24 protein-coding genes are annotated in these 21,936 nt (G+C 65.0%); 6 read left to right on the top strand and 18 right to left on the bottom strand.

Annotated elements, in window-relative coordinates; all coding sequences use genetic code 11:
* Position 1: 1 nt before the first annotated feature.
* Genes ACIOU8_RS13330 through ACIOU8_RS13310 form a run of 5 tightly spaced genes read right to left on the bottom strand, consistent with a single transcriptional unit; the run spans position 2 to position 4,406 of the window.
* Positions 2-232: a hypothetical protein gene (locus ACIOU8_RS13330; protein ID WP_400790280.1), complete on the bottom strand. Its 231-nt coding sequence runs from the start codon at positions 230-232 to the stop codon at positions 2-4.
* Positions 229-942, bottom strand: a complete 714-nt coding sequence (locus tag ACIOU8_RS13325; protein WP_400790278.1) for a YoaK family protein — start codon at positions 940-942, stop codon at positions 229-231. The genes ACIOU8_RS13330 and ACIOU8_RS13325 overlap by 4 nt, the downstream gene beginning before the upstream one ends.
* Positions 939-2,198 carry a threonine/serine exporter family protein gene (locus ACIOU8_RS13320; RefSeq protein ID WP_400790276.1) on the bottom strand — a complete coding sequence of 420 codons (1,260 nt, stop codon included), beginning with the start codon at positions 2,196-2,198 and terminating at the stop codon, positions 939-941. Before ACIOU8_RS13320 ends, ACIOU8_RS13325 begins: the two co-directional genes overlap by 4 nt.
* On the bottom strand, positions 2,198-3,658 hold the full coding sequence (fumC, locus tag ACIOU8_RS13315) for a class II fumarate hydratase (protein ID WP_400790273.1): 1,461 nt from the start codon (positions 3,656-3,658) through the stop codon (positions 2,198-2,200). The genes ACIOU8_RS13320 and fumC overlap by 1 nt, the downstream gene beginning before the upstream one ends.
* A gap of 19 nt (positions 3,659-3,677) precedes the next feature.
* Entirely contained in the window at positions 3,678-4,406 is a 729-nt protein-coding gene (locus ACIOU8_RS13310; protein ID WP_400790271.1) for a YoaK family protein, read from the bottom strand.
* Between the two features lie 158 nt (positions 4,407-4,564).
* Between ACIOU8_RS13310 and ACIOU8_RS13305 the strand changes: the two genes are divergently transcribed.
* The gene (locus ACIOU8_RS13305) at positions 4,565-5,776 is read left to right on the top strand and encodes a cupin domain-containing protein (RefSeq protein WP_400790268.1); all 1,212 of its coding nucleotides are present in this window, start codon (positions 4,565-4,567) and stop codon (positions 5,774-5,776) included.
* Positions 5,777-5,815: 39 nt separating this feature from the next.
* On the opposite strand, the gene ACIOU8_RS13300 is transcribed toward ACIOU8_RS13305, so the two are convergent.
* From ACIOU8_RS13300 to ACIOU8_RS13275, 6 genes are all read right to left on the bottom strand, one after another.
* Positions 5,816-6,892, bottom strand: a complete 1,077-nt coding sequence (locus ACIOU8_RS13300) for an FUSC family protein (RefSeq protein WP_400790266.1) — start codon at positions 6,890-6,892, stop codon at positions 5,816-5,818.
* Positions 6,889-7,353 (bottom strand): lipocalin-like domain-containing protein, encoded by a 465-nt coding sequence (locus tag ACIOU8_RS13295; protein WP_400790264.1) that lies wholly within the window; start codon positions 7,351-7,353, stop codon positions 6,889-6,891. Before ACIOU8_RS13295 ends, ACIOU8_RS13300 begins: the two co-directional genes overlap by 4 nt.
* Positions 7,350-9,038, bottom strand: coding sequence for an MFS transporter (locus ACIOU8_RS13290; RefSeq protein ID WP_400790261.1), 1,689 nt, complete (start codon positions 9,036-9,038; stop codon positions 7,350-7,352). Before ACIOU8_RS13290 ends, ACIOU8_RS13295 begins: the two co-directional genes overlap by 4 nt.
* A gap of 86 nt (positions 9,039-9,124) precedes the next feature.
* Positions 9,125-10,111, bottom strand: a complete 987-nt coding sequence (locus tag ACIOU8_RS13285; RefSeq protein WP_400790259.1) for an NAD(P)H-quinone oxidoreductase — start codon at positions 10,109-10,111, stop codon at positions 9,125-9,127.
* A 68-nt stretch (positions 10,112-10,179) separates the two neighbouring features.
* Complete coding sequence (locus tag ACIOU8_RS13280; RefSeq protein ID WP_400790257.1) at positions 10,180-10,338, bottom strand: zinc transporter permease; 159 nt, start codon at positions 10,336-10,338, stop codon at positions 10,180-10,182.
* A gap of 11 nt (positions 10,339-10,349) precedes the next feature.
* Positions 10,350-10,901: a hypothetical protein gene (locus ACIOU8_RS13275; protein WP_350538891.1), complete on the bottom strand. Its 552-nt coding sequence runs from the start codon at positions 10,899-10,901 to the stop codon at positions 10,350-10,352.
* A 233-nt stretch (positions 10,902-11,134) separates the two neighbouring features.
* On the opposite strand from ACIOU8_RS13275, the gene ACIOU8_RS13270 reads away from it, so the two are divergent.
* Positions 11,135-13,993 (top strand): helix-turn-helix transcriptional regulator, encoded by a 2,859-nt coding sequence (locus tag ACIOU8_RS13270; RefSeq protein ID WP_400790254.1) that lies wholly within the window; start codon positions 11,135-11,137, stop codon positions 13,991-13,993.
* Here the strand turns inward: ACIOU8_RS13270 and ACIOU8_RS13265 are convergent.
* From ACIOU8_RS13265 to ACIOU8_RS13240, 6 genes are all read right to left on the bottom strand, one after another.
* Positions 13,990-15,240: an NAD(P)/FAD-dependent oxidoreductase gene (locus ACIOU8_RS13265; RefSeq protein WP_400790252.1), complete on the bottom strand. Its 1,251-nt coding sequence runs from the start codon at positions 15,238-15,240 to the stop codon at positions 13,990-13,992. The genes ACIOU8_RS13270 and ACIOU8_RS13265 overlap by 4 nt on opposite strands.
* On the bottom strand, positions 15,237-15,596 hold the full coding sequence (locus ACIOU8_RS13260) for a UBP-type zinc finger domain-containing protein (RefSeq protein ID WP_400790250.1): 360 nt from the start codon (positions 15,594-15,596) through the stop codon (positions 15,237-15,239). The genes ACIOU8_RS13265 and ACIOU8_RS13260 overlap by 4 nt, the downstream gene beginning before the upstream one ends.
* 61 nt (positions 15,597-15,657) lie before the next feature.
* The gene (locus ACIOU8_RS13255) at positions 15,658-16,041 is read right to left on the bottom strand and encodes a nuclear transport factor 2 family protein (protein ID WP_400790248.1); all 384 of its coding nucleotides are present in this window, start codon (positions 16,039-16,041) and stop codon (positions 15,658-15,660) included.
* Positions 16,042-16,049: 8 nt separating this feature from the next.
* A complete protein-coding gene (locus tag ACIOU8_RS13250) occupies positions 16,050-16,352 on the bottom strand; it encodes a hypothetical protein (RefSeq protein WP_400790245.1) in 303 nt (100 codons plus the stop codon).
* A 97-nt stretch (positions 16,353-16,449) separates the two neighbouring features.
* Positions 16,450-17,073: an acetate uptake transporter gene (locus ACIOU8_RS13245; protein ID WP_400790242.1), complete on the bottom strand. Its 624-nt coding sequence runs from the start codon at positions 17,071-17,073 to the stop codon at positions 16,450-16,452.
* 105 nt (positions 17,074-17,178) lie between these two features.
* Positions 17,179-18,120 (bottom strand): Dyp-type peroxidase, encoded by a 942-nt coding sequence (locus ACIOU8_RS13240; RefSeq protein WP_400790241.1) that lies wholly within the window; start codon positions 18,118-18,120, stop codon positions 17,179-17,181.
* Between the two features lie 205 nt (positions 18,121-18,325).
* Between ACIOU8_RS13240 and ACIOU8_RS13235 the strand changes: the two genes are divergently transcribed.
* The gene (locus ACIOU8_RS13235; RefSeq protein WP_400790239.1) at positions 18,326-19,171 is read left to right on the top strand and encodes a helix-turn-helix domain-containing protein; all 846 of its coding nucleotides are present in this window, start codon (positions 18,326-18,328) and stop codon (positions 19,169-19,171) included.
* A 206-nt stretch (positions 19,172-19,377) separates the two neighbouring features.
* Complete coding sequence (locus ACIOU8_RS13230) at positions 19,378-20,487, top strand: PucR family transcriptional regulator (RefSeq protein WP_400790236.1); 1,110 nt, start codon at positions 19,378-19,380, stop codon at positions 20,485-20,487.
* A 43-nt stretch (positions 20,488-20,530) separates the two neighbouring features.
* On the opposite strand, the gene ACIOU8_RS13225 is transcribed toward ACIOU8_RS13230, so the two are convergent.
* Positions 20,531-20,905, bottom strand: a complete 375-nt coding sequence (locus tag ACIOU8_RS13225) for a DUF488 domain-containing protein (RefSeq protein WP_400790234.1) — start codon at positions 20,903-20,905, stop codon at positions 20,531-20,533.
* A gap of 136 nt (positions 20,906-21,041) precedes the next feature.
* Here ACIOU8_RS13225 and ACIOU8_RS13220 point away from each other — a divergent pair, with 136 nt between their 5' ends.
* Together ACIOU8_RS13220 and ACIOU8_RS13215 are read left to right on the top strand one after the other, a co-directional pair.
* Positions 21,042-21,605: a YbhB/YbcL family Raf kinase inhibitor-like protein gene (locus ACIOU8_RS13220; protein WP_400790232.1), complete on the top strand. Its 564-nt coding sequence runs from the start codon at positions 21,042-21,044 to the stop codon at positions 21,603-21,605.
* Positions 21,602-21,904: a Dabb family protein gene (locus ACIOU8_RS13215; RefSeq protein ID WP_400790229.1), complete on the top strand. Its 303-nt coding sequence runs from the start codon at positions 21,602-21,604 to the stop codon at positions 21,902-21,904. The genes ACIOU8_RS13220 and ACIOU8_RS13215 overlap by 4 nt, the downstream gene beginning before the upstream one ends.
* Positions 21,905-21,936 lie beyond the last annotated feature (32 nt).

Raw genomic sequence — 21,936 nt, 5'->3', positions numbered from 1 at the left:
TTCACCGCTTCACACATGCGGGCGGATTCAAATTCGCCTGCCCTTTTCCTCTCACCAGCCTCGCGAAAGCAGCCACGGCCACCACTCTCAGCACGAGCACCGGCAGCATGAACACCATGTACGCAATCAGGATCGGTAGGGCGAACGCGTCGTTTCTCACAGGAGCCACGACCTCGGCCTTCGCCGACTCGTACTGGGGCCGTGAACCGGCTTTCGAGTGCAAGAGACTCATCGCTCAGCTCCTTTCTGTTGCGAAGGGCCGGCGCTGCCGGACGTGGTGGGTCCGAGCGTCGTCAGGAACAGTGCCAACGCGAGAAGGGCGGGCAGGACGGCCGCATGGTCGCCGAAAAGTGTCGCTCCTGCTGCCCCAACCAGGCACCCGCCGATGAAGCCCGCGAGCAACGGCCATGTCTGCGTCCATCTCTGCCGGGCTTGCTGATCCTTCCCCCGCGACCGGGCGATGTCCGTGACGGCGATGGTCCCCGCCACGAGGTTGCCGGTCATCACCGCGGTGGAGAGCGCGCGATCCGGGACGAGATGAAGGTAGGCGTTCTGGGCTGCCATTGCGCACACCGCAAGCATTCCGATGAGAACGGCGATCCCGGATTTCGGGTGTGCCGACGCTTGGGTGGTGAAAGACAGGACGGCTGCCGCGATGAGGAACGCTGCCTGAACTCCGAGGAGCAACCGGTTCGTGGCCGGAGTATGGGCGCCGATACGGCGGGCGACGAGGGTTGCGGCCACCGTCGCGACGATGAACACCGGCACGGCCAGCATCGAGGCGAGGTCGGGGAGTGTCCCACGCACGACGTCTGCAGCTATCACCACGAGGTTGCCTGTGACGTGTGCGGAGAAGAATCCGCCGAGCAGCAGCCAACTCGTGACGTCAGTGACGCCGGCGATGACCGCAAGGGCAGCGGGTATAGAGATCTGCCGGTTCATGTGGTCCGCCTCTGCCGGATGAGTTCGTAGAACCGCATGGGGATGACAAGCCCTGCCGCCATCGCCATGATGATGAAGACCGCCGTCGCCCCATCGGCGAGCGCCCCGAACGACGGTGACGCGTTGCCGGCGAACGTCAGCACCCCCAGTGCATCGATGGTGCGGAAGATGTAGACGCCTGGGACAAGCGAGACCACGGCCGCGAACCCGATGCCTGCGAACGGGATGTGCTTGGCATGTGCCACGGGGGCCAGCGCGAATCCGACGAACAAGCACGCGACAAGCGCGCCCACCGCGATGTTCCAGCCCCACACGTCCATGACGAACCACCGGAGTCCGTGTGCGACCGCGCCGATAACGACTGGCCACCAGATGAGCCGCAGGGGCATCGCGAAGTACACCGGATAGGACGCGGCGGCGATGGCTGCCGCGAGGACGTCGAGGCCGAGTGCGACCTCTCGTCCCGGCGGCGTGGGCGGCAGGCCTGTGCCGAAGGCGGCCAAGCCGATTGCAAGCCCCGTCCCGATGGACAGCAACAGCAGGCCTGCGTACCCGAGACGCGCGAAACCGAGCGGGATCCGCAGGTTCAGCAGGTCGAGCGTGGCATTGAGGATGTGCGGTCCGGGCACCAGGATCATCGCAGGGCAGACCGCGATGAGGCGCAGTGCCGAGCTGAGATCTGCGTGCACGGCGAGCCCGCCGATGAGCCCGGCGATGAGAGCGGCGGCGAAGACTTGGCCGATGGGTCCGACGCGTGCGCGTGCGAGCGCGCGTCGGGCGATACCACCGAGCACTGCGCTGCCCGCTGCGAGTCCCACGGCCGTTGCGTCTTGGGCGCCGAAGATGACTGCCAACGAGGCGGAACCGGTGGCGCAGGCAAGGAGGAAGAGCCAGATGTTCGCCGGCCGCATCTTCTTCGCGTCGGCAAGTGCCGTTGCAAGATCGGACTCGCTCGCCGACCCGGCTCCCACCTTGTCGATTGTTCGCATGAGCGTGGCGACGGCGTTCATGGCGATTCCGGTCGGGGGCGCGACAACGATGCGGGGATCAGAGGCCACGCCCGTGCCGCGTTCCGCGAGTGTCACGGACGTCCAGGCGGGGATGAGTTCCACGTCCGTGCCCAGGCCGTGGTTCATCCGGTCGATGGCGGCGAGCGTCACCGAGGTGGACTCGCCTGAGGCTTGGAGCGTCGCCGACGCGCTGGCGATGAGGTCGTGCCTCGTCGCCAGCGCGTCGGCGACGTTGTGCAGCTGCATCAGGCTCCGCCGACTCCGCGGCCGACGAGGTCGGCCGGCACGACGATGGAGTCGAACTGCTCTGCGGTCACCTTGCCGGAAGCGAGCGCCGCTTCGCGAAGGGTCTGGTCTTTTGCCAGGGCGTCCTCTGCGATGTGTGCAGCGTTCTGGTATCCGATGACAGGGCTGAGTGCTGTCACGAGCATGAGGCTCTCGCCGACATAGGAGCTGATCTTCTTCTCGTTCAGTTCCGTGCCCGACACCGAGTACTCGAGGAACTTCGCCATCCCATCGCCGAGGATCCGCGCGGAGTGGAGGAAGTTGTTGATGATGATGGGGCGCATCGCGTTGAGTTCGAAGTTGCCCTGTGAGCCGGCGAATGCCACAGCGGCGTCGTCTCCGATGACCTGGATGGAGATCATGACGATGGCCTCGCACTGGGTCGGGTTGACCTTGCCCGGCATGATGGACGAGCCCGGTTCGTTGGACGGCAGCACGAGTTCCGCGAAGCCGGTCCGCGGCCCGGAGGCCAGCCAGCGCATGTCGTTGGCGATTTTCATCAGCGACACGGCCAGTCCGCGCAGCGCCGCGTGAGCACGGACCATCGCGTCCAGCGAGCCCTGAGCCTCGAACTTGTTCGGGGCGGTTACGTACTTCTTGCCTGTCAGCTCGGCGATCTTCGCCGCGACCTGCACGGAGAACCCCTCGGGCGCGTTCAGGCCCGTACCGACCGCGGTTCCTCCGAGGGCGAGCTTCAGCAGGTCATCCCGGCTGTGTTCGATGTCTCGGATACCCGATTCCAGCTGCGCCGCGTAGCCTGACCACTCCTGTCCGACGGTCAGTGGAACGGCGTCCTCGAGGTGGGTGCGTCCGATCTTCACGACGCCCATCCACTGCTTGGACTTGCGCGCGATCTCTGCGTGCAGCGCCCGCAGGCTCGGCAGCAGCCGGTCGTCGAGCTCAGTCAGCGCGGCGACGTGCATCGCCGTGGGGAACGAGTCGTTGCTGGACTGAGCCATGTTGACGTCGTCGTTGGGGCCCACGGGCTGCTGGGTTCCGAGCTCTCCACCGAGAAGCTGGATGGCGCGGTTGGAGATCACCTCGTTGACGTTCATGTTGCTCTGCGTGCCGGATCCGGTCTGCCAGACGTAAAGGGGGAATTCTTCGTCCAGGTCGCCGGCGATGACCTCGTCAGACGCCTGGACGATGGCCTTCGACTTCCAGGGGGCGAGACGCCCGGCCTTCTCGTTCACGAGTGCCGCGGCCTTCTTCACGACGCCGTACGCACGGTAGACCTCAATGGGCATGTGGTCGTCGCCGATGGAGAAGTGCCGCAGGGAACGCTGCGTCTGTGCACCCCAATAGCGTCCGGCGGGAACGTCGACACTTCCCATGCTGTCGAACTCACTGCGCTGGCCGGTCTGTCCGGTGCCGATGGACACGTTCTGGTACTCGGGGGTGATCTCGTCGGTGGTGGTCATGGGTTGCTCCTTCTCGTTTTCAGGGGGTGGGGTTGTTCTGAGTGGGGTCGATGGGGCCACGCGCCGACGATGCCGCGATGAACAAGAGGAGGAGAACGACTGCGGCGGCAGCGAGTGACGCACCGGCCCAGAGCTCGTCGAGGGCAAAGCCCGTGCCACCACCGACAACGAACGCAATGAGAACCACGACGTAGGCGCCGGCAGGTCGCATGTGCGCTTCACCGTCGTCGGAGATCCGCCGGCCCAGAGCTCGGGCAACGAGGCTCGCGGCCATCTGGACGACGGAGGTCACGGCGATATTGCCGTAGAGCATGCCGGTCTCGCGGTGGAAGGCATTCCCTTGCACACCCGCGATGAAACTGACCGTCCATGCAACCGCCCACGGGCTGATTCCGGTAGTCGCGGTGAGCACGGCGAGAAGTGCAACGATCACAAGTTCGAAGACGAGGACCTCGGCGGAGTACGGCCTGTCCTCGCGTGCGCGCCACAGAACGTAGATGCTGCAGACGAAGGAGCCGAACGCAAAGACTAGGACGCTGGTCGCTGCGAGGAGCACACGTCCCTGGTTGCCGTCGGCGAGGAAGTATCCGATGGACAGCAGGTTTCCGGACTGAACGGTGGCGAACGTGCCCACCTGCCCGAACGTCCAGGCGTTGAGAAGCCCGGAGACGAGCGCAAGGGCGACTGCTGCCGGAGCCGTCTCCAGCAGGGGGTAGCGGCGGGCGGGCGTGGGGACTGACTTAGTCATGGGGCCTCCTAAGTGGGTGCCTATTCATGAAAATGCCGATTGCGCTGAGTCCCTTGCGACGAGAGTCGAGTGAGCATTCGTCACGATTCGATGCGTTCCGAGCTTCCCGCTCGGCAGACTCCTCATTACCGTCCGGAATCGTCACGAAGGAGCACTACATGGACACGTCCGAGAGCCCCGAGGTGGGCCACGAGGTCCCCACGCTGGGTAACCCTGATCTTCCTCAGGAGGGTGAGGTGAACATCACCGACCGCCCGCAGAGCAACACGATGACCGGGCCACAGAACGAGGTCATCGAGTCGCAGTTCCCGAACCAGATGCACGCGCCGGCGACCGACATCAGCACGCAGCCGTTCTTCTGGTCCTCGTTCAATATCTCACCCCGCCGGGTGCAGCGCGGCGGTTGGGCGCGGGAGCTCACGAAGCAGGACTTCCACATCTCCGACGAGATCGCCGGGGTCAACATGTATCTCGAGCCCGGCGGGATCCGCGAGCTGCACTGGCACCAGACCGCCGAATGGGCGGTGATGACACGCGGCAAGGCCCGGGTCACGACGCTCAGCCGGTCGGGCCTTCCCGCGGTGGAGGACGTGGAGGAGGGCGACCTGTGGTTCTTCCCCGCCGGCACCCCGCACTCCCTGCAGGGCCTGGGCCCCGACGGTGCCGAGTTCGTGCTCGCGTTCGATGACGGCGACCAGTCCGAGTCGAACACACTGCTGCTGACCGACTGGTTCGCGCACACCCCGCCCGAGGTCCTCGCGAAGAACTTCGGTGTCGCGCAGGAGGTGTTCTCCGAGATCCCCCTGCACAACCTCTGGATCTTCCCGGGCGAAGAGCCCCCGGCGCTCGACGTCGACCAGGCCGCCGCGGGCGTCGAGTGGGGCATGGAACCGGTCATCTTCCGGCTGTCCCGGTCGAAGCCGCTGTATGAGAACTCCGGAGGATCCATCCAGATCGCCGACTCGACCAACTACGCGTACTCGAGCACGGTCGCCGCGGCACTCGTGACTGTGGAGCCGGGGTCGATGCGCGAGCTGCACTGGCACCCGAACGCTGACGAGTGGCAGTACTACCTGCGAGGATCCGCACGGATGACCGTGTTCAACACGGGTCCGCATGCGAACACGACCGATTTCCGGGCGGGCGATGTGGGTGTGGTGCGGAAGAATTTCGGACACTACATCGAGAACACCGGTGACGACGTGCTGCAGTTCCTCGAGGTGTTCCGCACTGACAAGTATGAGGAGATCTCCCTCGCGAACTGGCTCTCCCACGTGCCCCCGCAGCTCGTCTCCGCACACCTGAACATCGACCCCGCCGTGCTCGCGACCTTCCCCCGCGGCGCACAGGGCATCACGCCACTGCGCTGACTAAGCACCGCGTGAAGTGAGGGGGTGTGGCGCCATGCGTCACACCCCCTCACTTGCGCCGCGAGGTGCGTATCCACGGACTCCCCACCGGCGAGTTACGCCCACCGCATAGAGCACGACGGCGGCGACCACACCCCCGACAACGGTGTCGATGATGCGTGTGCTCATGGACGCCTCGAGGAGCGGACGGCTGCCTCCGGCCACGAGAAGGAGGGCCATCGGAGTCACCAGCATGAGCGCGAACATGAGGTTACTGCGGATGAAGAACACGAATCCGAATACGAGTCCGCCGACGACAGCGACGAGCGCGAACCCCTCGGGTATCCAGAGCATGAAGACCAGCGCGATGCAGACACCGAGGGCGGTTCCGATGAGCCGCTGAGCCATTCGGAGGGCCCCGAGGTGAAGGTCGGAATCTTTCTGCAGGATGCTGATGACGGCAAGGAGCACCCATCCGACGTGATGGAGACCCAGCGACGCACTCGCGAGAACGGCGAGGACGATGGCGACGGTGAGGCGCGCGAAGATGCGGACAGAATCCGACCCCCAGCTGTACGTCCAGCGGTAGTCGTGACGGAGCTTGGCATCGTCTGCTCGCACGCGAGGAAGCGCGAGCGGCGCGACGATCACGACGTACCCGGTGACAACGCCCAACGCCACAACCGAGATGATGAGAAGCGGGTCCACTCCACCTCCGCCCATCGACACGGGTGCCGTCAGCTGCCCCATGGAGCCGGCAGTGAGAACCGGGAAGATGGCGCCGGGCGGTCCCACGTTGAACGTCAAGCTCACATACGAGAAGACGACAGCGACGATACTCATCGCGAGAAGGCTTGTCGGCAGCGAGCTTCCCGTGCTGATGCCGATGATTGTGCCCACCAGGAAACCGACTGCGATGACCGGCAGCTTTGCGGCGCGCTCTCGCCTGCTTTGCCCAGACAGGTACAGGACGATGAGCGCCCCGAACGCCGCGAGGAGTCCCAGGTGCAGCTGCCCGTAGGCGGCGAACACGGCCGGTGGACCGGCGACCGCGATGGCCGCTTGGGTGGCGGGAACCCACGCGCCAGACGCGGGCGCGAAATGCACAAGCGCCCGTGCGATGCGGGCCGCGCTCATGAATCCTGCGTCGCGCGCGCGCTCACCCGCGTCCAGTGGAGTTCGCTGTGAAAGGTGAGCCCGTCGATGGTGGTGCGTGGAGATCCCGTGATGAACAGATCGTTGCCTTCGATACGGGCGTGCCGCGCCTGGGGTTTGCCTTCCCATCCGGTGAACAGGGCGACATCAACATGGTGAGTGACCATGTCGCTGGCGGAGTCGACGGTGTATGGCCCGGCGTAGGCGAGGAAGCCTCCGGCCATGAGCGCCAGGTTCGCGGTCGAGACGGACTGCGGGTCAGCGTCGTTCGTGCGAATCCGGTCCGTCGATCCCAGGGTCGCTGAGACGATGCCATCTGGGCTGTACGAGAGGTAACCGTTCACGTGGGGACCGAACTCCGGCATCCGGACGCCGTCGGTGAAGACTTCCGTAGCGCTGACGAGCCGCCATGCGCCGACGAGGTCCGAAGCTGAGAGCGTCATGAGGTCTTCTCCTGTCGGGTGCCTGCTGGCACGGTGGCGCGCTTGTGTCCCGGCTTCGTGTGTGAGCCGGCGACGCTGTCGTGCTCTATGAGGTGGTTGACGTCGACGGACTGTGCGAGCGCGCCAGCTGTCTCGATGACAACCTGGTCGTACTGGGTGAGACGGGTCTGGTGCTGTTGGAGATGTTCACTCCAGCTGCCGACGCCGAAGACCTCCACCCACGTGCCGTCTTCTCGGTCCTGGTACAAGGCCCAGGTGCGGGCGCCTGTGCGTCGACGGCTGTGCTCGACAGCACTCATCTGTTGCACGAACGCGGCCTCCTGCTCCTCAGCGACGTCGTAACGGACGAGGACGAGGGTGGGGCTCTTGCCGTCCCAGTCCTGTACGGCGTCCGCTAGCGGGAGTGCGAAGGTGTCTCTCTTCTTGTCTGCCGTTTCCAGCAGCGGCCAGAGGAGCTGGGATGCGGCGACGACGAGCGTCGCCGCTCCAGCGATTGCGCTGGTGGCGATGGCACCGATCCATCCGGCGATGAGTCCGCTCGCGAGGCCGCCCGCGGCCATGGCTCCGTAGAGCACCATCTGGTAGACGGACAGACCTCGTGCGCGGACCCAGACGGGGAGGAAAGACTGAACGGCACCGTTCAGCGTGGCGACGACGCCGATCCACGCCGCTCCAGCCACCGCGAGGATCGGCAGTGTGAGGAAGAGCCACGGGGACACAGCAACCCCGATAGTCGCCGCCCCGAACAGCACCGACGACAGCAATACTGTCCGGTTCGCGCCCAGCGCGTGGAACCACGGGATGAGGAACGCCGCGCCGATAGAGCCCACACCGAGCCCTGCGAGCAGGAGCCCGTACCCAGCGGAGTCAAGATTCAAGCGCTGTGTGGCAATGAGCGGGAGCAGTGCGTACAACACGCTAGCCGGGACGACGAACGCTCCGAGACGCACGTACATACGGCGAACGACGGCAGCTTGCGTGACGTACCGAAGGCCTGCACGTGCCGCGTCTACGAACCGCTCGGCCTGATGAGGGTTCGGGCGGTAGGTGCGCCACGTGATGAGGACGACGAGGAATGCGGCGAACGACAGCAGATTCATACCGAAGACGAATGCGACCCCGAACCCGGAGAGAAGGACGCCGGCGACGGCTGGCCCGATGGCACGGGCGACGTTGACGGATACCGCACTGAGGGAGGCCGCCATCGGCACCATACGGAGGGGAACGATCTCGGTGGCCAGCGCCTGATAGGCGGGAAGCTGCACGGCCGTCGCAGCACCGAGGAGCACGGTGATGAGCAGCAGCAGATACGGCGTCATCTCGCCCGTCGCGGTCAACGTCACGAGAGCTGCGCTCAGCAGTACCTGGAGCGTCTGCATCCAGATCAAGACTGAACGACGGTTCAAGAATTCGCCGAGCACTCCCGCCGGGATGCCGAGGAGCAGCACGGGGGCAGCGGACGCTGTCTGGATGAGGGCGATGAGGAGCGGATGGGTGTGCTGCTCCACCATGAACCATTGCGCCCCGACTGTCTGCATCCAGGTGCCGATGTTGCTGACCAGCGCCGTCAACCACAGTGCTCGGAAGATCGGGACGGACAGGGGAGCCCAGATCGACATGCGGGGTGCGGTGTCGTCGGACGTCGTGACGTCGCCGGTTGCGGGTCGGGGTGCCGGTGTGTTCATGACGGTGTCTCCAAAGTCGATGTGATCTGCCGGGAGCAGCAACCCCCGTTCGATGCCGCTGCCCGACAGATCCAGCCCCAGACGGGCTACTGCTCGAGGGCGTTCAGGACGACCTTCCCCACGGTCTGCCCGCCTTCGAGAAGTTCATGTGCGCGGTTCGCTTCTGCGAGCGGGAAGACCGCGTCGACTGCGCCGCGGATGGCACCGCTTTCGATGAGCGGTAGGACGTCGCGCGTGACCCCGGCGATGATCTCGGCCTTCTGCGCTGCGGGGCGCGCCCGCAGGAGGGTGGCGGAGATGCTGGCTCGTCGCGACATCAGCTCCCAGAGATCGACGGTGGCGGGACCTGTGGATCCGCCGATGATGACGAGGTGGCCATCGTCGGCGAGGCATTCGATGTTGCTCTCGAGGTACGGCGTGCCGACGATGTCGAGGATGGCGTCTACGCCGCGCCCGTTCGTCGCGGCACGCGTGACCGAGGCGAAGTCCTCGCTGCGGTAGTTGATGGCGACGGATGCTCCAAAGCCAAGGACGGCATCTGTCTTCGCCTCGCTTCCGGCTGTCCCGATGACCCGGGCGCCGATAGCGGTTGCCCACTGTGTAGCGAAGGACCCGATGCCCCCGGCCGCACCGTGAATGAGAACCGTTTGACCCGCTTTCAGGCCTGCGATCATCGCAAGGTTCGAGTAGACGGTGCAGGCGACTTCCGGAAGGCCCGCCGCTTCGAGCATGGTCATAGTGGTGGGCTTCGGCATCACCTGCGTGGCAGGGACGACGACTTCTTCCGCGTAACCGCCGCCGGTGAGGAGCGCGCAGACTTCGTCTCCGGCCTTCCAGCCGGTGACGTCCGCGCCCACGGCGTCGATGACTCCGGCGCATTCGAGCCCGAGTCCGGGAGGAGCTCCCGGGGGCACGGGGTAGTGGCCGCGACGTTCGAGCAGGTCGGCGTTGTTGATGCCGGCGGCGTGGACGCTGATGCGCACCTCGTGAGGTGCGGGGTGGGGTCGGTCCACCGAGATGAGGCGGAGCACGTCAGGTGAACCAGGTCGGGTGAACCGTACTGCCGAGGTCATGGGGTTCCTTCGTTCTCGAACGCGAGCGGGTGGAGGAGACAGTCTGCCCCCTCCACCCAGACGGGTTCTTAGTGCTCGTCGTAGTGGTCGCCGTGAAGAGCGTGACGGTGGTCGTCGTGGACGTAGTCGACGTGGTCGCCGTGGGCGACCGCCTCGTGTCCGCAGCTCGCGCCGTGCTCGTGCTCTGCAACCGCGTGGTGCTCGGCGTGCGTGTCCGTGGTAGCCATGGTCACTCCGCTCAGGCGGATGCGTTGGCCTTGGCGTACGCGACGATGCTCTGCGCGTAGTGCGGCGTCTCGAGCTCGCAGTGACGGCCCGAAGCCTCCTGGCGGGCGGCGGCGGCCTCCTCGAAGGTCTGTCCGCTGGCCGTGATGAACTCCAGGAACTCCTCCGTGGGGTGCGAGGTGACGGTGTTGACGTAGCGCAACTGGTCGCCCTCGAGCTGCTCCATGCCGAGCTCCCAGATCACCTGGGTGGTGGTCCACCCGGCCGGGGAGAGAACGTCGGAGATGGAAACCATCTTGCAGTAGTGCTTGGAGGCGACCTCATAGCGGTAGTTCTGGATGACCAGGCCCGCTCCGATGACCTCGACGTTGATCGACATGGGTGTGCCGTCGTCGTCGACCGTGTAGCCGGCAGCCTTGTGGTCGCCGGGCGCACAGCGCTGGTACTCGTGGGTGGGAAGGTTCTTCAGCCACGCTTCGATGTCGATGTCATCGAAGTTGCCGGTCACGTCGGAGGTGACCACGGCGTGCGAGAGCACGAGGTCGGGGCGAGGGGTTGCAGCCATGAGTGGCTCCTTTGGTTTCATGCCGGTGATTCGGCGGTTGTGTGGATTGGCACGAGCCGCCGATCCGGCGTTCGCAGATGCGACGTTATTCGGCAGTTTCGGGGGCTACATCCCCCGGGTTCCGCCGATACATCGCATGTTCTATTCGCGCACCCTCTGGCCGAATAGCGTTACGACGATTGGCGAAAGTCGCTTCGTCTCGTGTTCAGCCGTTGCGCGAGTATCGTGAGTGCGTGCCCCCGTCCCGCAAGCCACATCGCGCCAGCAACCGCGACGCGCTCGCGGGAAGTGCAGCCGACCTCTACTTGATTCCCGTTCGTGGCCGAAAGCCAGAAGTTCATGCGATTGAGCAGGGGTTCGATCTCGCGTTCGCCGGCCAGAACGCAGTCACGGTTTTCTCCGGTGACCCCGGCATGGGGAAGACCCGACTGCTGCAGCATGCGCTGCAGCAGGCACGCGGACGCGGGTGGTCCACGCTGGTCGTGGCACCTGATTTCGACTCTCAGCTGTCCCCTTTGGGCGCCCTCATCAGCGCGGTAGTGGAGGCGGATCCCCCGCTGCTCACTGCGGACGAGCTGCACGCGGCGATTCAGGGGACGTCGCCGCAGTATTGGATCACCCGAGTCCTCGGCGACACTCTGGAAGCTGCCAGCTCCCGGGCAGGGGTGCTCGTCGTCGTTGACGATCTCCAATGGTTGGATTCTGCATCCCTTGCGGTCTTCACCGCCCTCCTGCGGACTCTTGAAGGCCTCCCCGTGTATTGGGTCTTCGCCACGCGCAGCGGGGCCTACGGACCGGAGCATCGCCGATTCCTCATCAGTCTTCGAGAGTTCGCTTCGGTCATCGATCTGGCCTCGCTTGACCTGGATGCCATCGACGCGATGGCCCGCGACATTCTCGGGGCCGCGCCGGGGCCGAAGGTTGAGGTGGCCATCCGCAAGACCGGCGGGTCGCCACTTCTGATCCTCGAGATGCTTCGTGGGATGGAAGAAGAAGGCCTCCTCCAATCGTCTCGGGGCATGGTCGACCTCGAAAAGGACGTGGTCCCAGCCCGGTACGGGGCGTCGGTACGCGAGCGTATCGCCGCGCTGAGCGTTGACGCTCGTCGAATCATTCAGATCGGCAGCCTCTACGGTCGAGAGTTCCCCCTCAACGGCGTCCTCGAAGTCGTCGGCCAATCTGCGGCGGAGGTGGTGCCGGCGGTCCAGCAGCTCCTCGACCTGGGGTTCGTCGTCGACACCGGAAGCAGTTTTGCATTCCGACACGACACGATTCAGACGGCAGCATACGACAGCCTGTCTCCGACTGTCCGCCGGGCGGTCGCCCGCGAAGTTCTCCAGCATCGATTGCGGGCGGGCGAGTCCGTATCCTCTCTGGCTTCCCCGATCTCCGCCGCGGCGGAGGCGGGAGACGATGCGTCTATTGATCTGCTCTTTACCGCTGCTATGGAACTCGCCCCCATCGATGCCCGCGGCGCTGCCGACCTGACAGTCCGCGGGGCACGGCTGGCGCAAGGGCGAACGCATCACTCCGCTCGTGTGGTCGAGTTGCTCCCCTTGGTCCTCGCTGGCGGACTGCAAGACGACGCGCGTCACATCCGAGAGGGGCTCACGCCCGGGCTGAGTGCAGAAGAACGTGCCCGCGTGAGTCTCGCTTTCGCGAGGCAGCTCACGGAATCAGACTTCGGCAAAGCCATCACTGAGGCGGAGTCGGCGCTTGCCCTCGGAGGCGTCTCGCAGAAGACCGTGGTCGAACTACTCGCGGTTCGGGCACTCAATTATGCGAACAAGGCTGATGCTGTCGGCCTGCGCGACAGTCTCGCGCGCGCCCGCCAGCACGCCGACGATGAACGCGATGTGCTCGCACTCGCCACCGTGGATGCCACGGAATCGGTGCTTCTGTTCTATGAGAATCGTTTGGATGATGCGCAACAGTTGCAAGCATCAGCGCTCGAGAAGCTTGATGGTGCCGGACGTTCAGCGGCTCTGTGGGTTCCTGAAGGCCTGTGGATGGCCTTCATGTTCAACAGCAGAGGCGATTGCATCGAAGCACTTCGGCTCGTAGACGAGGGCTTGCACGAGGCGAGGACCGCGAAGTATGTCGTCGCCGAGGCATTCTGGATGATGGTGCGGTCAAGAGTTCTCTACGACCTTGGACGCCTTGATCAAGCGCGTGAGCAAGCCGAGACTGTTCTGGACCTGGCCGAGATGCTCCACCTCGGCGACTTCGCGAACGCCACCGCGGGTGTGGTGCTACACCGGATCGCCCTGGACACGGGCGATGTCGAACTGCGGCAGAGCGTTCGCCCTCTCGTGGAACAGCTTGCGAATAGTGTGAGTCTGACCCGAACCGGCAACTGGAGTTTGGCGCTCGAAGCGTTCGATCTCGGCGACATCGAGACGGCCTACGGGTACACGGCGATAGCGCGCGAGTGCGTGAGCGTGCCCGTTCCCTCGATGACCACACCGGCAGACTTCTCCGATGATGTGTACCTCGCCTATCTGAGCAAGAAGATGGGTGACGACGCCGCCGTTGAGAAAGTAGCGCGGCACGCCGCCAGCCGTGCATCTCAGAACCCGAACAACGCATACGTTGCCGCGGTGTCATGGGCAGTGCTCGCGGTCCGCGATGACTCGTTCTCCTCTGTCATGAAAGCTGTCGCCTTGATGGCGGACGTCGAGCGACCACTGATCCGTGCTCGGTTGCTCGAGCTGGCTGGTAGCCTCGCCCCCACCGACGACGAAGCGGCGACGTGCTACATGCAGGGGATGCGGTTGTTCGAGGAATTGGGCGCTTCCCGTGAGGTGAGTCGCGTGCTCCGGACACTTCGGAATCGTGGAGTTCGAACCCGGGCAAAGTCAGTGACCGACGGCCCGATGGGATTGTCTTCACGGGAGTATCAGGTCGCCGAACGTATTGCGGCGGGGCTGACGACACAGAAGATCGCGGAAGACCTCATGGTCTCCCCCCACACCGTCGTCACGCACATTCGCCACATCTTCTCGAAATGGGGCGTGAATACGAGGCGTGAGGCAGCACATCGATTCCAGGAGGAATCCGCCGTCGCGGCGACCTCGAATCAGCAGGGTTAGCCCGATCCGGCCAGGTACCGGTGGATGAGGGTGACCGCCATGGCGCCTTCGCCGACCGCTGAGGCGACCCGTTTGACGGAGTTCGCTCGTACGTCGCCTGCGGCGAAGATCCCAGGGACCGACGTCTCGAGGTAGTACGGCGGGCGCGCCGAGGGCCACCGCTCAAGATCCATCGGTTTCAAGTCGACACCGGTGAGGACGAACCCACGACTGTCGAGCTGCACATCGGTCGTCTTGGCCCACTCGGTGTTCGGCGCGCCGCCGATACAGACGAACAGGTGGGTCGCAGCAACCCGTGTCGCAGTACCCGCCTGCTCGAGTGTGATCTCACGCAGGTGATCATCGCCATCGACCGCCACGACGCGGGTGTGGACGAGGATGGTGACGTTCGGTTGCACGGCGAGGCGGTTGAGCAAGTACGCCGACATGGTCGAGGAGAGCGAAGCTCCGCGCACGACGACGGTGACATGGGCGGCGTGAGCGGCCAGGTTCATCGCCGCCTGTCCTGCAGAGTTCGCGCCACCCACGACATACACGTGCAATCCGATGCAGGCGGAGGCCTCGCTGGTGCCTGCACCGTAGTAGATGCCGGCCCCTTCCCACTCATGCTCCCCCTCTAGACCGAGTCGCCTCCACTGCACGCCCGTCGCCGAGAGTGCCGCGCGGGCATGGATCTCCGAACCGTCGGCGAGGACGGCGCGCACGTCATGGTCTTTGAACGTCCGGGCGATGCCGTGACGCATGAGAACGAGGTCCGCGCCGAAAGACAGCGCCTGGCGGCGGGCTCGCTCGGCGAGCTCTGCCCCGGAGATCCCCCCGGGAAAGCCGAGGTAGTTCTCGATGAGGCTGCTGAAACCAGCCTGTCCACCCACAGCATCACGTTCGACGACCGCGACACTGAGACCCTCCGACGCCGCGTAGACGGCAGCCGAGAGTCCCGCGGGGCCCGCCCCGTGGATGATGAGGTCGTACGCAGACCGCGACGGCGGCGTCACCCACCCCAAGGCGGAGGCCACCTGAGCCGGCGTGGGGTGCTCGAGCACCTCCCCGTCAGCGAACAGCACCAGCGGAAGCTGGCGACCGGTCAGGAGCACGCCTTCGGCCTCACGAGAGTCAGGCGGCACGCTGATGGACAAGAAGGGCACTTCACTTCGAGTCAGATAGTCACGCAGTGCATAGGCGTCTCGTCCATCCGCGTCCGCAATGAGTTTGAGCGGCAGCTTGCTGCCAGGAGTGATCTCAGTCATGCGTTTTCAGCGAGTTGGTCTTCCCAGTTTCTTGGCACGCGGTCTGCCGGCCCTGGGGTGGTCTGGGCTCGTGGGTGGCTTCGCGGTGGCGCAAGGAGAGGGCCGTCGAATGCGGTCTCAGTGCTGAAGTCCCAGAACCAGTCTTCGCCCGGTTCGAAACTCTGGATGACTCGATGACCGCTCGTGTGAGCGTGCTTCGTCGCGTGCTTGTGCAGGGAGTCGTCACAGCATCCGACATGTCCGCAGAAGGCGCACCGGCGCAGATGCAGCCACCACGAGCCGATCTTCTCGCAGTCCACACACCCAGGTCCGGATGGCGGAACGTCCGCTCGGATGAAGTCGCTGACGTCGCTCATGAGTGGTTCTCCTGTCGTCGGTGTGCTGTCGGGATCATGGTGACTGGATTCACGTCCGCATTCAAGCGTGCACCTGGTGCCATGCGCTGATTCTGAAGTTGTCCACACGGAAACTCGCGAACCCCATGACCCATTGGGGCCCAGTCGCGGGGAGGGTGAGACACATTGCGAGTTCGGCGAGAACCACTGGCCCCGAGACCGCCAAGCTCACGAGTTCCGTGTGCCAGTCAGTGAACGTGTCCCGGATGTCCCGGATCATCGACACGACGGCGCCGCGTCCGCGAATGATCTCCCGCGCGGAGGGCTGATAGGTGACGTCTTCGGTCAGGAACGCATGAATATCGTGGTCGCTGCCTTCGTTCAAGATGGTGACGAAATCGCGAACAACGAGTTCGATTTCCAGCAACTCGATGGCTGTCAGAGGGCGTTCCCAGTGCTCGTGCATGTCGGCCTCTACGCCGTGGTGATCCGGAGTGCAGAGATCGTGTCGCCGCGCGTGGAGAAGGTCAAAGTAGCGGGGCCGTTGTAGCTGTTCCCGTGCACTTGGGTGTGCACGGCAAGGTCGCTGCCGTCCCAGGCGTACAGGAGGTCCGTGAATTGCACGCGGTTTTCGATGATCCATTTCTCGATCCACAAGGTGATCCCCTGAAAGCCCTCGAACAGCATCCCCCACGCGTCCACGTCCGCGTCGGGGTGGAAGCATCGGGTGAGAGCGTCCGCGTTCTGGGAGTTTGCGGCATGTAGGGCATCGGTCACCACGGACGGTACGTGTCCTTCGAGACGACGCACATGCTCGAGCGCAGGCGACCCGACTCCCGCGGGGGCCGAACGGTTGGTCTGAGGCCTCATGTCATCACTCGCGGCTTCCCAGCGGGATGACCGTGCGGTGCCAGGTGGCGTTCACTACGGATGCGAAGCAGCCGTAGAGTCCGAGGATTCCCACAACGAAGCCGGTGTACCCGGCGGCACGGGTGATCACGTCCGAGGATGCGTATGCGCCAATGGCGAGGAGGACGAACGTGATGGCTGCGGCGCTGAACAGAACGGTGAGCAGCACGGAGATACGGGTGCACGGGACGACCAAGAACGCGGTGAAAACCGCCCACAGGATCAGGAACGTACCCATACCCTCTCGGCCCGCTTTCTCGGCCATACCGGTAGTGATGGTCCACCAGTACGCAAGCCAGAAGGCTCCATAGGACACGAAGGCGAGAGCGCCGAACGTGTTCGCCTGAACGAACTCCCAAATCCCGGCGATGATCTGAGCGATACCGCCGTAGAACAGGCCGAGGCCGAGCACAGCGACAGCCGCGCCGGGGAAGATGCCCGCGTTGGCAAAGCTCAACAGGAAGGTCGACATCCCGAATGCGCCGAGGCCGAGGGCTGCAGGGTCAGCGATGCCCCGAATGACGGGGTGGCGAACGGATGCGACCGGCTTCGGGGCTTCGGTCATGGCCGGTGCGGTGTGGGTAGTCATGGGTGCTCTCTGTCGGGTCTGAGGTGCGGTGGATGGATGTGACGGTAGGTCTGGGATGGGAGCGAGGACATCCCCCGGCGCAGCTGGGGACATCACCTGCCGCCGTTACTCCGCGGAACGAAGGGAGGCGAGGACGTCGACGCGTGGTGCGAAGAACACGGAGCCGGTCACTGCGGTGGAGAAGTCGAGGAGCCGGTCGTGCAGGCCGGGAGGGTCGCCGATGAACATCCGCTCCAGCATCTGCTGGATGACCCACAGGTTCCGCGCATAACCGAGGAAGTAGGTGCCGAACTCACCGCGACCCGGACTACCGAACGGCATATTGTCCCGTTGGATGTCGTGCTCGGCGCCGGCGTCGTCCGTGATGGTCGTCAGCGTCTTGTGAGACTTCTGGCCCTCTTCCGCGTCATCCAGCTCAACACCCTCGAGTTTCGTGCGTCCGATGATGGCTTCTTGCGTCTCCGTGGGGAGATCTCGCCACGCAGCGAGCGGATGAACGTACTTCTGCGTGACCACGTAGGTGCCGCCCGTGTGAACCGGATCCTCGTCGCCGACGAGCACCGACGCTTCGGCATCGGGCCCCACGGGGTTGGCGGTGCCGTCCACGAATCCCAGGAGGTCTCGTCGGTCGAAGGAACGGAACCCGACCGTCTCGTCCTGGACGACGATGGAGGCACCGAGCGCCTCCAGAAGTTGACGTTCAAGCTCGAAGCAGACATCGGCACGCTCAGCGCGAATGTGAAACAGCAGGTCGCCGGGCGTTGCCGGAGCGGCGTGCGCGGCACCGGCGACCGGTGTGAACTCTCGCAACTGGTGCGGTGCAGCAAGCCCGGTCAAGTCATCCCAGATTCGGCTCCCGATCCCGACCGTGCATGTCAACGCTGTCTCGGGAAAACGGAAAGTGAGCGCTTTGACTGTGTCGGCAAGACTCGTCAGAACATCTCGCACCTGATCCAGCCCGCCAGAGGTGATTGTGGTGACGAGAAAGACAGCGTTCGCGGTCAACGGCGCCGTCAACGCCTGTACCGCCTCGGTCGTCCCAGCCATAGAGATCCTCGCTCCCACGCGCACGTACCTCGGCGCCTGGAAAAGTGTGAGTCGCCCGGGAAGGTGATGGCATCCGACAGATGTCGAGCACGAGTTCGACTCTGTGACGTGGGATATCGGCGGACACTTCGGGTGATGTGGCGGGCTGCGGCCATCGGTACGTTTCCAACGCACACATGAAGAACACCGACCCCAAGGAGCGCACATGGACACCGCATTGATTGCACTCGGAGACTACTTCCGGGCACGGCGCGCCGTCATCGCTCCGGAAGATGTGGGCCTCCCCCGCACCCGCGGTCGTCGTGTCGCGGGCCTTCGCCGGGATGAGGTCGCGGAACTGGCAGGGATCAGCAACGACTACTACCTGCGAATCGAACAGGGTCGGGGCGCGCGCCCCTCCGACCAAGTGATGGGAGCTATCGCGCGTGCCCTCCGTCTGGATGTCGAATCCACGGCGTACGCGTTCCGTCTCGTGTCAGGGCAGATGCCGCGCGGAGTCATCCATGACAGTGACACGCCGGATCGAATCGCACGCACTCTGTCGCAGTGGACGCACACCCCCGCGTATGTCTCCGACCCGCACCGTGACATCATCGCCTCCAACCCGCTCGCGACGATCTTCGGTGAAGGCGGTCTCGCGGCCGGCTCAAATCAGGTCAGCGCGCTGTTCAATGAGCGCATGCGACGCAGTCTCCGCGAATGGGAGCCGATGGCCCGTGCGGCCGTTGCGACGCTGCGGCGCGACGCACACCCGCACTCTCCGCGCTTGCGGGAGCTCCTCAGGCAGCTGTCCGTTCACGACGACTTCCGACGCATCTGGGAACGCCACGATGTCTCGGGCCCCGAGGACGCGACCTTCCGTTTCGTCTTCGACGGCGTGGGCGAGATCGCCATCGATGCTCAGAACTTCGCGGTTCGCAGTATGCCGGGATATCAGCTGACGGTGTTGTCTGCGCAGCCAGGCGGACTGGGTGCAAGCCTATTGACGCGGCTCGCGGAGTCGCTGCCCGGCGGAGCCGCCACCGTGCTGATGACCGGAGTCGAGCGATGAGCGCTGACTCAGGGTGGTACAACGCGGACCTGTTACCCGCCGGCGGTCCTTCCGTAGCGTCGTTGGTGTGGCCAGAACAGACTCAAGCAACCGTTGAGCACCGCGCGGGTATCCGCCCCGACCTCATCCCGCTGCCTGCGGGGGGCGGAGCGACAAGCCTGCAGGATCTCGTAGACGAACTATCCGACGTCCTCGGTCGTTCGGTCATGATGCAGGACACCGACTTCCGGCTGGTTGCGGCCAGCGCGCAGGGAGACGACATCGATGAGCTGCAGGTGCGCACACTTCTCACCAGAATGACACCTCAGGTGGAGCGCGAATGGGCGCAACAGCGCGGGGTCAGCCGAACCCGCCATCCCCTCACGGTCGACTTCGCCGAGTTTGGTGCACACGAGCGATTCATCATTCCGATCTGGAGCGACGATGAGCAACTCGGCACGATCTGGCTCATCAAGACTGGCTTCGCCGCCCTTAAAGAAGATGAGTTCCGCGCCATCGACGCGACCGTCACTGTCGCAAGCTCGCTCCTGCAAGCCAGGTCGGGGGGAACGGCGCGCAACGCCCGCGAAGGCGTCTTCCGCTCCCTCCTCGCGAGCGACCCAGCCTCGCGTCGTGAGGCGCTCGCTACGGCCGTTCGCAGCCACGGCGTCACCCGCGGACCGGAGACGGTCGTGCGCGCCATCACCGTCGCGGAAGACGCGCCTCTGATCCAACGTGCGGCGCTCGGGCAGGCGCTGGAGAGCGCAGCTCGACAGGCGCTGTTCTATATCGGCGAGTTGGGGGCAGCGCTCCTCTTCGTCGGCCGCCACGGGGTCCCGGAGAACATCGATGCGCTCATCGCATCCGAGGCAGCCAGGGCGGGCGTGGCCCTCAAAGCGATTGGGTCCGCCGCCCTTTCGGCGAATGAGACCGATCTCCTCCCGGTCGCAGGGCGAGCGGTCGCGACCGCAGCAGTCGTGGAGATGCTTCCGGACCTCGGGCGGAGCGCTCACGCGGACAACGTGGGCCCGTGGCTGTTCCTTGCGGACGTGCTCGTAGATCCGGAGCGTCTGCGGTGGTATTCGCCAGCCGCACACACGCTCATCCACGATCCCGACCCGATGCGCCGTCAGACCGTCGAGGTCCTCCTGGATACCGCCAATCACGTCCGCGACGTCTGCGAAACGCTCCACATTCACCGCACCACTCTCTACTACCGGCTCGAGAACATGCCACCTGTAGTGAAGGAGGCCCTGGACAACGGGATGCAGCGCAGCGCCCTGCACCTGGCGTTGAAGCTCGCAACATACTGGGAGAGCGCCGGGCACATTCGGTGAGCTCCGCCCGGCGACGAGAGGTCTGTACCGCCCTGAGGCGTGGTCAGCTGTCGAAGTCGTCCACGAGACGCCGCAGAAGGTAGTCCCGGAGGATGCGGGCGTGGTTCACGACCGGGTCGTTCGCGCCGTAGAGAAGCGTCACGGTGGGGTGGGCGCTCACAACCGCCGCGAGATGGCGCACCTCCGACTCGTTCGCATCCAGCTCCGCCTCGTACCGTTGGGTGAACTCGACCGTCCGAGCCGGGTCATGATCCCACCACGACCGTAGAACGGGGGTGGGTGCGATGTCTCGCATCCATTCGTCAAGGTCCGCATGCCCCTTCGAGACGCCCTGCGGCCAGGCCCTGTCCACGAGCAACCGAAACCCGTCCTCCACGGCCGAAGGTTCGTAGACGCGCTTGATGAGCAGGCTGTTCATGAGGTCCTCGCAGGTTTTCGGGCAACGATGGCTCCACGGTAGAAGCGCTGTCCGACCGGACGCACCGGACGAATGTAGAGGCACCGTCCGACTCTCGCTCGATGCTCGCGCTCGGTCGCAGTCGTTGAATGAGGTCATGACCAACGACCCGAACTGGAAGCTTCCCGAAGTTCCCTCCTTCTCCCTCACAAGCCCAGACTTCGTCAACGGTGCGCACCTTCCCATGTGGGCTCGCGGTTCCGCCGGCGGCGGCGAAGACCGGTCGCCCGCGCTGCAGTGGACAGGAGCCCCCGAAGGCACGCAGAGCTATGTGCTCTCCGTGTTCGATCCGGACGCTCCTTCGGGCTCGGGCTTCTGGCACTGGACCCTCATCGACATCCCCGCTGGCGTCACTGCCCTCGTTCGCGGGGCGGGAACCGAGGACGATCTGCTGCCGCCGAAAGCGAAGCGCCGCCGCAACGAATACGGCACGGACATCTTCATCGGCGCCGCTCCGCCCGCAGGTCACGGTCCGCACCGGTATGTCTACACGCTGAGTGCGCTCGACATTCCCACACTCGAAGTCGCTGCGGACGCGACCCCAGCCATCGTCGGCCTCCGGCTGCGACCGCACATCATCGGCCGCGCGCAGATGATTGGCTATCAGGAGACCAACGCTGACGGCACTCCCGCCTACGGCCAGGACGGAGCGAGCGCATGATTCACCACCTCGTCTCCTGGAAGCTCAGGGAAGATGTCGACCGCGCCGAATCCATCGGCCGCACTCGCGAGCTTCTCCTCGGACTCGTCGGCGTCGTCGACTCCATCCGTTCCATCGACGTCATCGAGAACGTCGCCTTCCCTGAGGTGAATCATGACCTCGCCGTCCTCGCGACCTTCGACGATGTCGCGGGACTCGAGGCCTTCGCGAACAACCCCATCCACCGGGCGGCTGTCGGCGAGATCCACACGTTCATCACCGAGCGCGGTGGCATCGACTGGGAGACGCCGAACGCCTAACTGCCGCCGAGCGCAGAAGCCCTGAACGCCAG

This window comes from Microbacterium sp. NPDC087589, from assembly GCF_044743635.1.
Classification (GTDB): domain Bacteria; phylum Actinomycetota; class Actinomycetes; order Actinomycetales; family Microbacteriaceae; genus Microbacterium.
The sequence above is the reverse complement of the archived record's forward strand: the minus strand, read 5'-3'. Positions and strand labels throughout refer to the sequence as shown.

Excerpts from the sequence above, each read along its gene's own strand:
- ACIOU8_RS13305 (WP_400790268.1), top strand. The coding sequence starts at position 4,565 with ATGGACACGTCCGAGAGCCCCGAGGTGGGCCACGAGGTCCCCACGCTG.
- ACIOU8_RS13245 (WP_400790242.1), bottom strand. The coding sequence starts at position 17,073 with ATGACTACCCACACCGCACCGGCCATGACCGAAGCCCCGAAGCCGGTC.
- ACIOU8_RS13265 (WP_400790252.1), bottom strand. The coding sequence starts at position 15,240 with ATGACTGAGATCACTCCTGGCAGCAAGCTGCCGCTCAAACTCATTGCG.
- ACIOU8_RS13325 (WP_400790278.1), bottom strand. The coding sequence starts at position 942 with ATGAACCGGCAGATCTCTATACCCGCTGCCCTTGCGGTCATCGCCGGC.
- ACIOU8_RS13275 (WP_350538891.1), bottom strand. The coding sequence starts at position 10,901 with ATGGCTGCAACCCCTCGCCCCGACCTCGTGCTCTCGCACGCCGTGGTC.
- ACIOU8_RS13260 (WP_400790250.1), bottom strand. The coding sequence starts at position 15,596 with ATGAGCGACGTCAGCGACTTCATCCGAGCGGACGTTCCGCCATCCGGA.
- ACIOU8_RS13225 (WP_400790234.1), bottom strand. The coding sequence starts at position 20,905 with ATGAACAGCCTGCTCATCAAGCGCGTCTACGAACCTTCGGCCGTGGAG.
- ACIOU8_RS13295 (WP_400790264.1), bottom strand. The coding sequence starts at position 7,353 with ATGACGCTCTCAGCTTCGGACCTCGTCGGCGCATGGCGGCTCGTCAGC.
- ACIOU8_RS13310 (WP_400790271.1), bottom strand. The coding sequence starts at position 4,406 with ATGACTAAGTCAGTCCCCACGCCCGCCCGCCGCTACCCCCTGCTGGAG.
- ACIOU8_RS13235 (WP_400790239.1), top strand. The coding sequence starts at position 18,326 with ATGGACACCGCATTGATTGCACTCGGAGACTACTTCCGGGCACGGCGC.
- ACIOU8_RS13300 (WP_400790266.1), bottom strand. The coding sequence starts at position 6,892 with ATGAGCGCGGCCCGCATCGCACGGGCGCTTGTGCATTTCGCGCCCGCG.
- ACIOU8_RS13215 (WP_400790229.1), top strand. The coding sequence starts at position 21,602 with ATGATTCACCACCTCGTCTCCTGGAAGCTCAGGGAAGATGTCGACCGC.
- ACIOU8_RS13330 (WP_400790280.1), bottom strand. The coding sequence starts at position 232 with ATGAGTCTCTTGCACTCGAAAGCCGGTTCACGGCCCCAGTACGAGTCG.
- ACIOU8_RS13290 (WP_400790261.1), bottom strand. The coding sequence starts at position 9,038 with ATGAACACACCGGCACCCCGACCCGCAACCGGCGACGTCACGACGTCC.
- ACIOU8_RS13280 (WP_400790257.1), bottom strand. The coding sequence starts at position 10,338 with ATGGCTACCACGGACACGCACGCCGAGCACCACGCGGTTGCAGAGCAC.
- ACIOU8_RS13285 (WP_400790259.1), bottom strand. The coding sequence starts at position 10,111 with ATGACCTCGGCAGTACGGTTCACCCGACCTGGTTCACCTGACGTGCTC.
- ACIOU8_RS13230 (WP_400790236.1), top strand. The coding sequence starts at position 19,378 with ATGATGCAGGACACCGACTTCCGGCTGGTTGCGGCCAGCGCGCAGGGA.
- fumC (WP_400790273.1), bottom strand. The coding sequence starts at position 3,658 with ATGACCACCACCGACGAGATCACCCCCGAGTACCAGAACGTGTCCATC.
- ACIOU8_RS13240 (WP_400790241.1), bottom strand. The coding sequence starts at position 18,120 with ATGGCTGGGACGACCGAGGCGGTACAGGCGTTGACGGCGCCGTTGACC.
- ACIOU8_RS13320 (WP_400790276.1), bottom strand. The coding sequence starts at position 2,198 with ATGCAGCTGCACAACGTCGCCGACGCGCTGGCGACGAGGCACGACCTC.
- ACIOU8_RS13220 (WP_400790232.1), top strand. The coding sequence starts at position 21,042 with ATGACCAACGACCCGAACTGGAAGCTTCCCGAAGTTCCCTCCTTCTCC.
- ACIOU8_RS13255 (WP_400790248.1), bottom strand. The coding sequence starts at position 16,041 with ATGCACGAGCACTGGGAACGCCCTCTGACAGCCATCGAGTTGCTGGAA.